Annotated in this window: 8 protein-coding genes; 3 read left to right on the top strand and 5 right to left on the bottom strand. The window is 65.8% G+C overall.

Features of this window, described 5'->3' with window-relative positions; genetic code table 11:
• Window positions 1-141: 141 nt before the first annotated feature.
• Together AC1DT2_RS11060 and recQ are read right to left on the bottom strand one after the other, a co-directional pair.
• Window positions 142-1,806, bottom strand: coding sequence for a cation:proton antiporter domain-containing protein (locus AC1DT2_RS11060; protein WP_477296237.1), 1,665 nt, complete (start codon window positions 1,804-1,806; stop codon window positions 142-144).
• A gap of 160 nt (window positions 1,807-1,966) precedes the next feature.
• Window positions 1,967-3,784: a DNA helicase RecQ gene (gene recQ / locus AC1DT2_RS11055; RefSeq protein ID WP_477296236.1), complete on the bottom strand. Its 1,818-nt coding sequence runs from the start codon at window positions 3,782-3,784 to the stop codon at window positions 1,967-1,969.
• A gap of 177 nt (window positions 3,785-3,961) precedes the next feature.
• Here recQ and AC1DT2_RS11050 point away from each other — a divergent pair, with 177 nt between their 5' ends.
• Window positions 3,962-4,252, top strand: a complete 291-nt coding sequence (locus AC1DT2_RS11050; RefSeq protein ID WP_477296235.1) for a hypothetical protein — start codon at window positions 3,962-3,964, stop codon at window positions 4,250-4,252.
• Window positions 4,253-4,264: 12 nt separating this feature from the next.
• Here the strand turns inward: AC1DT2_RS11050 and AC1DT2_RS11045 are convergent, their stop codons facing one another.
• Entirely contained in the window at window positions 4,265-4,624 is a 360-nt protein-coding gene (locus AC1DT2_RS11045; protein ID WP_046967019.1) for an MGMT family protein, read from the bottom strand.
• Between the two features lie 76 nt (window positions 4,625-4,700).
• Between AC1DT2_RS11045 and AC1DT2_RS11040 the strand changes: the two genes are divergently transcribed.
• On the top strand, window positions 4,701-5,105 hold the full coding sequence (locus tag AC1DT2_RS11040) for a hypothetical protein (protein WP_046966983.1): 405 nt from the start codon (window positions 4,701-4,703) through the stop codon (window positions 5,103-5,105).
• Between the two features lies 1 nt (window position 5,106).
• Here the strand turns inward: AC1DT2_RS11040 and AC1DT2_RS11035 are convergent, their stop codons facing one another.
• Entirely contained in the window at window positions 5,107-6,231 is a 1,125-nt protein-coding gene (locus tag AC1DT2_RS11035) for an inorganic phosphate transporter (protein WP_213950050.1), read from the bottom strand.
• A 13-nt stretch (window positions 6,232-6,244) separates the two neighbouring features.
• Window positions 6,245-6,874: a DUF47 domain-containing protein gene (locus tag AC1DT2_RS11030; protein WP_477296234.1), complete on the bottom strand. Its 630-nt coding sequence runs from the start codon at window positions 6,872-6,874 to the stop codon at window positions 6,245-6,247.
• Window positions 6,875-7,024: 150 nt separating this feature from the next.
• Here AC1DT2_RS11030 and AC1DT2_RS11025 point away from each other — a divergent pair, with 150 nt between their 5' ends.
• Window positions 7,025-8,347, top strand: coding sequence for a hemolysin family protein (locus tag AC1DT2_RS11025; protein ID WP_477296233.1), 1,323 nt, complete (start codon window positions 7,025-7,027; stop codon window positions 8,345-8,347).
• Window positions 8,348-8,548 lie beyond the last annotated feature (201 nt).

The following is an 8,548-nucleotide window of genomic DNA, read 5'->3' as shown; positions in this document are numbered from 1 at the left end:
GAACCGTTACGTGCTACAAGGGCGGCGCTGCGGCAATTGCCGAGCATCGCGTAGTCTTCGATCAGGGATGCCATGGAGTCCTCGTCGCGGGGGCGCAATTCCGTTTACGGTAGCCGCCGGGACGTTAGAACCGCGTAGCGATCAATGACCCGATGAGGCGACCGGCGCACGATCGCCTCGCGCTGCCTCGAACAGGCTATGCGCAAGTTCCTGCTCACCGTAGATGACCTTGCTCGCACCGAGCCCGGCCAGATGATCCATGCACTCCTGTGAGTGCGCGCGAGCCACGATGGGCAAATCGGCGCGGAGCTGTCGGGCCGCACGCACCACCTGCCCGGCTTCGAACGGATCCGGCACAGCGACAATCAGGGACCGCGCGCCGGTGAGGTTGGCTTCGGCAAGCACCAGGGCCGCGGCGGCATTGCCGATGACCACGTCCGCGTCGCCCGATTCACGCAGGGAACGCACGGCATCCTCATCGGTCTCGATTACCAGCACGCGTGCGCCGGCCGCACGCAGTTCGGCAAACACGCGCCGCCCGACACGACCGAAACCGACCAGCACCGTATGCCCGCCCTTCGCCGCCGGATGCTGCTCGGGTGCATCGGCATCGTGCTTCGCAATCCAGCGATCCAGTGCCACGAAGAGCAGCGGATTGACCAGGATGGAGACGATGGCCGCGGCGAGGATCACGTCGCGCGCCTGAGCACTGATCAGGCCCACCGACACACCGAGCGCAGCGAGGATGAAGGAGAACTCGCCGATCTGCGCGAGGCTGGTGGCGATCGTCAGCGCCGTCTTCACCGGCCGCCCGAAGGCCCGCACGATGACGAACGCGGCGGCCGACTTGCCGATGATGATGATCAGGCAGGCGGCCAGCACGACCCACGGATGCTCGACGAGGATATGCGGGTTGAACAGCATGCCGATGGAGACGAAGAACAACACGGCAAACGCGTCACGCAGCGGAAGGGTCTCCTCGGCTGCCTGCTGCGACAACTTCGACTCGCCCATCATCATGCCGGCGAAGAAGGCGCCCAGTTCGAACGAGACGTCGAACAGGTGTGCGGCGCCGAAAGCGACACCGAGGGCCATGGCCAGCACGGCGAGACGGAACAACTCGCGCGACCCCGTGGCCGACACCGCCTGCAGCGTCCAGGGAATGACACGCTTGCCGACAATGAGCATGAGGGCGACGAACACCACCACCTTGCCAACGGTCCACGCGACGGTCTCGAACAGCTCGCCCATCGACGGCGTCGCGCCACCCTTGTCCGAGCCGAGGAAGCCACCGATCGCTGGCAGCAACACCAGCGCCAGCACCATCGCGAGATCTTCGACGATCAGCCAGCCGACGGCGATGCGGCCGCGATCGCTGTCGAGCAGCCGGCGTTCTTCCATCGCCCGCAGCAGAACCACCGTGCTCGCCACCGACAGGGCCAGGCCGAAGACGAAGCCCTGCGCAAGCGGCCAGCCCAGGGCCCAGCCGAGCAGCATGCCCAGGCCGGTAGCGACACCCATCTGCACGGCGGCGCCGGGGATGGATATTGCCTTGACCGAGAGCAGGTCCTTCAGGGAGAAGTGCAGCCCCACACCGAACATCAGCAGGATCACGCCCAGATCGGCCAGTTCCTGGGCGATCCCTGCGTCAGCCACGTAGCCGGGAGTGAACGGCCCGGCCACGACGCCGGCAACGAGATAGCCGGCGAGGACAGGGAGTCGAAGGCGGTTGGCGATGGCGCCGAAGATGAAAGCGAGGACAAGTCCGCCAACGATGGTGGCGATGAGTGGCGTGGCGTCGTGCATGGGCGGCTCCCTGAGTCGTCGTTGGCCGTGCCCCGAAGACACGGCATGCACCCTCGTCGCTTTGATGTCGGGTCAGCCCCTCAAGATTGGGGACGACAGCCGGGGCATGCAAGCGAATCCGGACATTTTTTGCATATATGACGCGGGGTTGAGAATTACCTCAGGCGCCACTTGCCGTCAGCACCGCGAGGAAATCCTTCCCGTAACGCTTGAGCTTGTTCTCGCCCACACCGCTGATCGAACCCAGTTCGTCTTCGTTTGCCGGCAGCGCGCGTAGCATCGCCAGCAGGGTCGCGTCGTGGAAGATGACGTACGCGGGCACGCCATGTTGCTTGGCAAGTTCCGAGCGCACCCTGCGCAATTCGCTCCACAGCGGTTGCTCGATTTCCTCGATGCCAAGCGACCCACCCGTGGTGGCCGGCGAGGGTCGTGAACTGCGACGCCCCTTGGCCGGCCGCGCATCCTCTCGCAGCCACACCTTGCGCTCGCCCTTCAGCACCGGGCCACTGGTCGGTGACRGGCGCAGCGTTCCATACCCTTCGGGATCGGCTTCGATAAGACCGGCTGCCAGCAGCTGGCGGAACACCGACCGCCACTGCGTGGCATCCATGTCCGCGCCGACGCCGAATACGGTGAGCTGGTCGTGGCGCAGGTCGCGCACGCGCTCGCCGGCTTCGCCACGAAGAATTTCGATGAGATGCCCTGCGCCGTAGCGTTGGCCACTGCGATAGATGCAGGACATCGCTTTCTGCGCAGCGAGCGTGGCGTCCCACGTGGTGGGCGGCACCAGGCAGTTGTCGCAATTGCCGCAGGGCTGGGGGTAGACCTCGGCAAAGGCCTCGAGCAGCAGTTGCCGGCGGCAACGCGTGGCCTCGGCAAAACCGAGCAGGGAGTCGAGCTTGAGGCGTTCGATGCGTTTGCGATCGTCGCCTGCTTCGGACTGCGAAATCATCTGGCTCATGGTGACGACGTCACCGAGGCCGTAGACCATCCATGCCTCGGCCGGCAGTCCATCGCGACCGGCACGACCGGTCTCCTGGTAGTAACCCTCCATGCTGCGTGGAAGGTCCAGGTGAGCGACGAAGCGCACGTCGGGCTTGTCGATACCCATGCCGAAGGCCACGGTCGCTACCATGACCACGGCGTCCTCGCGAAGAAAACGCTGCTGGTGACGCGTACGCATGTCGCCATCGAGACCGGCGTGGTACGGCAGGGCTTCGACGCCCGCCTCCACCAGCCATGCGGCCGTTTCGTCCACCTTGCGGCGRCTCAGGCAATACACGATGCCGGCTTCGCCCCGATGTGCATCGAGGAAATCCAGCAGCTGCCGCCGCGCGTTCTGCCGGGGTGCGACGCGATAGCGAATGTTGGGACGATCGAAGCTCGAGACGAAGCGACGCGCTGCGTGTAGTCCAAGCCTTTCAACGATCTCTTCGCGCGTGCGGTCGTCCGCCGTCGCCGTGAGCGCGATGCGCGGCACTTCCGGGAAGCGCTCATGGAGTATCGCCAGTTCACGATATTCGGGGCGGAAGTCGTGACCCCACTGGGATACGCAATGCGCCTCGTCGATAGCGAACAGAGCAATCGGGATGCGGTCGAGCAAGCCGAGGAAACGCCCGGTCAACAGACGCTCCGGCGCGACGTAGAGCATGTCCAGGTCGCCGGCGAGGAGCAGCTCCTCAACCTCGCGCTGGGTGGCCGAATCGAGGCTGGAGTTGAGGTAGCGGGCACGCACGCCGGCCTCGGTCAGTGCGTCGACCTGGTCCTGCATGAGGGCGATGAGCGGCGACACGACAATGCCCGTGCCGTGGCGCATCAGGGCGGGAATCTGGAAACACAGCGACTTGCCGCCGCCCGTAGGCATCAGGACGAGTGCGTCGCCGCCGTTGGCGACCTCCTCGACGATGGCCTGTTGCTGGCCGCGGAACTCGGGGTAACCAAAAACGGAATGAAGGAGATCGTGGGCCTGGGACTGCATGCCGCCATGCTAACAAACCGGGGCTTTCATCAGGATGCGCTGGCAGCTGAACGGGCTGTAGGCCTACGCCGATTTGGGACGAAAGCGATGTTCTTAATCGCCAAGTCGGCAGGTAATGAGCACGGGCCCGTTGTCCGCGGCTCGTCGATCGTTCGTGCCCTTCGGTGGAGAAGGTCTATGAAGCATCCGTGTCTTGCCGTGTCGTGCCTGGCCTGCGCCGTGCTCGGCAGCGCCCCGTGCATCCGTGCCGAAAGCGGCACCATCGTCTTCAGCGGTGCGATCGTCGAGCAGGCGTGCCCGCTGCGGCATGGCACCCTCGATTGTCCGTCCGGGCACCAGGTAGGTGCCGTCATCCGGCCGCTCGACATCGCGTCGGCACGGCGCCAGCTCCCCGCCGGCTTGTTCGCTTATGCGCTGGAGCGAGATCGCGCTGCCACCTGGCACGTCATCGACGTCACCTATCGCTGAAGTCGCACCGCGTCAGCCCCAGATGGCGCGGTCCAGGTCGTGGTCGAGCCCGAAGGCACTCATCGGCACACGGCCGTCCTTCACCGTCACGCCTTCCGCCTTGAGTCGCCGGCACTGCTCGCGAAAGCCTTGTGTGCCGGCAGGGATGCCGATCCGGCCGTCGGCTCGCAGTACCCGGTGCCAGGGAAGGTCGAGCCGGTTGGGCGCATCGCCCAGCACCCGGCCAATCAGGCGGGCGCGTCCCGGGTAGCCGGCACGAGCGGCAATGGCGCCGTAGCTGGCCACGCGGCCGCGCGGAATCGCCGCCACCGCTTCGATGATCCGTGTCGCGCGGAGCGCGCGGGCCTCATCGTCGTCGAGTTCATCCGTCATGGTCGTTTCGTGCATGTCTGGAAACGGCGGGGAGCGTACCATCGACTTTCCCCCGTGACGGACCTTACCCACAGCCATGCGACACTTCGAGGCCATCCGCTCCCATGTCGGCGGCGTCCACAAGCTCCGTCAGAACGAGCCCTACCTCATCAGCTTCGACCTGGAGTTGCCGGACGGCCGCCACCAGGGCATCTACCTGGCTGAGCTGGAAGATTCCGAAGGCCTGCGCTTCCTGCGCCTGTCGACCCCGATCGGCCCGCTGGCCGGCGTGGACGCGCGACGCTGCCTTCGTTTCAACTGGGAGCAGCGCACGGGTTACCTCGCCGAGGCGGACCTCGACGGCTCGCCTTATCTGCACCTGTGCGAGAACCGCCCTTACGATTACCTGGACGAGCGCGAACTCGCTCGCCTGATCGAAGAACTGGGCGCGACCGGCGACCAGCTCGAGCAGGTCGTCAACGGCGAGGCCGACGCCCTCTGAGTCAGAGGAACAGCCGGCTGAGTTTGACCAGGCCGTAACCGATACCCGCCGTGATCGGCAGGGTAAGGATCCAGGCCCAGACCATCCGCTCGACGACAGACCAGCGGATGGCGTTCCAGCGCTTTGCCGCGCCGACGCCCATGATCGACGCCGATACGTTGTGCGTGGTCGACACCGGCACGCCGAGCAGGGAAGCGGTGAGGATCACCGCGGCCGAACTGCCCTCGGCCGCGAAACCATTGATCGGATGCAGCTTGACCATCTTGTGGCCCAGCGTCTTGATGATGCGCCAGCCACCCCCAGCCGTGCCGGCGGCCATGGTGAGCGCGCAGACGACCTTGACCCAGACCGGAATCGGGAAGCCACCGGGCGCCGCCGGGTCGTGCGGGATACGCAGGAAGTGCAGGATCGTCGGCAGGTGGTCGAAGTGGCCGGCCGCCGTGGCACCGGCCAGGGCGAGGGCGATGATGCCCATGCTCTTCTGCGCGTCGTTCATGCCGTGGGACAGGCCCATCGCACTGGCCGAGACGATCTGTGCCTTGCCGAAGAAGCTGTTGACGAAGGGGGTGCGGCCGAAACGGCGCAGCGGGCCCTTGCGGCTGGAAAAGAAGCCGAGCAGCGCGTAGAGGCCGCCCATCAGCAGGTAGCCGATGACGAAACCGAGGAAGGGCGAGACGATCATCGGCAGGATGACCTTGGGCATGACGCCCTTGCCCAGCCACCAGTGCGCCCCGCCCTCCCACCAGATGATCGAGTGCAGGTTGCCGTCCGAGGCCGCCAGGGCCGCGCCGACCAGGCCGCCGACCAGGGCGTGGCTCGAGCTCGAGGGCAGGCCCATCCACCACGTGATGAGGTTCCAGATAGTGGCGCCCAGCAGCGCACTGATCAGCAGCTGCGAGCCCACGTCCACCACACCGGTATCGATGAGGCCCGAAGCGATTGTCGCCGCGACGGCCGTGCCCCAGAGGGCACCCGCGAGGTTCGTGACCGCCGCCAGCAGGACGGCCTGGCCGGGCGTGAGTACCTTGGTCGCGACGACGGTGGCGATGGAGTTCGCCGTGTCGTGGAAACCATTGATATAGGTGAACGCGAGGGCGATCAGGACGACCGCGATAACCATGCTCATGGGACCGCCGCCCTCAGGAGTTCTTGAGCACGATGGAATAGACGACGTTGCCGACGTCGCGGCACTTGTCCACGGCCTTCTCCACCAGCTCGAACAGATCCTTGGCGAGAATGGCCCGCAGCGGATCGGTGCCTACGGCGTAGAGCGTACGGTAGGGGTCGAGCAGGAGGCGGTCGGCCTCGGACTCCAGCGCCTGGAGCTGGTCGCGGAGCTTCTTCACCGGGTCGATCTTCAGGCCGTGGCGCAGCTGGCCGATCATGGCGACGACCACCTCGGCCGAACGCTCGAGCAGGGCCGCGCGCTGACCGAAATCGATGCCGTCCAGGCGCTCGGCGACAATCACGTAGCGTTCGGCGAACTTCTCGATGGTCTTCGGAATTTTGTACAGCGCGGAGTTCAGCGCCTCGATATCTTCACGATCCAGGGCGGTCACGAAGGTGTTGACCAGTTCCTCGCCGATCTGGCCATGCAAGGCCTTCTCGYGGGCGCGGGCCGTACTGAAAGCGGCCATCACGGGGTTACGGTCGGCCTGGGTAACCAGCTCATGCATCGCCTTGGCGCTTTCGCGGGCGGCTTCCGCGCTCGCCTCGAGCAGGCCATAGAACTTGTCGCCCTTACCGAACATCGTCTGGAGTGAAAACATGGGGTCGCCTGGAGGAACCTGGGGGATTTGTGACCGCAATGTTACCGGATAAGGAAATGTGGGAGCCGCTTCAGCGGCGAAAAGCCAACAAGGCGGTGATGCCAGCTCCCCCCAATCCCCAAACACCCCCGGTCTGATATATATCCCCCAATGTTCTCCGACATCCTGCTCGTCCTCGTCCTTTCCCTCGGCAACGCGTTCTTCGCGCTGTCCGAGATGTCCGTCGTTGCCTCACGCAAGAGCCGCCTCAAGCAGATGGCACGGACCAGCCGCCGGTCCGCGGCCGCGCTCCGCCTGGCCGAATCCCCGGAACGGTTCCTGTCGACCGTGCAGGTCGGCATGACCCTGATCATCCTGGTCACCGGCGCCGTGGCCGGCGACACGCTGGGCGCGCAGTTCACCGCCCTCCTCCATGACGGCGAGCCGGCCTGGCTGGAGCCGTACGCGAAGATCATCGGCTGGCTGCTAGGCTTCCTGCTGATGTCGCTGGTTCAGATCGTCATTGGCGAGCTGGTCCCCAAGCGTGCCGCACTGACCGCACCCGAGCGCATCGCCTCGCAGATCGCCGTGCCCATGCTGGTGATCTCCCGGATCACCCTGCCGATGGTCTGGCTGCTCAACCATCTCTCCAGCGGCATCCTGCACGTGCTCGGCCTGCGCCGCGGCGACGCCTCCGCCGCCACGGAAGAGGAGATCCGACTACTGGTGGCCGAAAGTGCCGAGCAGGGCATCCTCGACCTCGACGAACGCAACATGGTCAACCGCGTCCTCCGCCTGGGCGATCGTACGGTGGGCTCGGTGATGACCCCGCGGATGAAGATCGCGTGGCTCGACATGAATGCACCGCTGGAAGACAACCTCGAGGTGCTGCGCGAGACGCCGTTTTCGCGCTACCCGGTCTATCGCCGCGACGAGAGCGAGGTGGTCGGCACGGTAGAGGTGAAGTCACTGTTCGGCTCGATGCAGCGAGGCGAGGTGGACCTGTTCAAGCACCTCGCCCGTCCGCTTTTCGTGCCGGCGACCGCACGCGCGCTCGATCTGCTCGAATCCTTCCGCGACGCCGACACCCAGCTGGCACTGGCCGTGGACGAGTACGGCGACATCGAAGGCCTGGTCACGCTCAATGACCTCCTGTCCGCCGTGGTCGGTGCCACCGCACCCTCCACCGAGGACACCGCCCACGACGGCCCCATCGTCCGCCGCGAGGACGGCAGCTGGCTGGTCGACGGCAGCCTTCCCGCGGAAGATCTGCGCGAACTGCTGCAGATCGACCGCCTGCCTAACGAGGAAGAACACGATTTCCGGACCGCGGCAGGCATGGTCACGACCAATTTCGGGCACATCCCGCATGCCGGCGAGTCCTTCGTCTGGCAGGGGATCCGCTTCGAAGTCCTGGACATGGACGGCGCCCGCATCGACAAGCTGCTGGTCAGCGTTGTCGGCGCCAACGAGGCGCTTGCGCAGGAGCAGTAGGTGCGGATAGCCGCTGCGCGGCTTGTGTTTCCAGCGGCGTTGCCGCCTCACGCTCGTCGTTTCTGGTGAGTCACGGTCGGGTTGGCCCTTGGGGCTTGCCCCTCGCGGCTCTCAACGCTCCCGCAAGCGTGAGGCGGCGCAAGCCGCTGGTTACATGGGGCGCGCAGCGACCGTCCTTTCGCCGATGAATCGGCTCCTACA

Source organism: Luteibacter sp. P4_E6, assembly GCF_056401535.1.
Note: the sequence above shows the minus strand (reverse complement) of the source record. Positions and strands in the feature narration are given on the sequence as shown.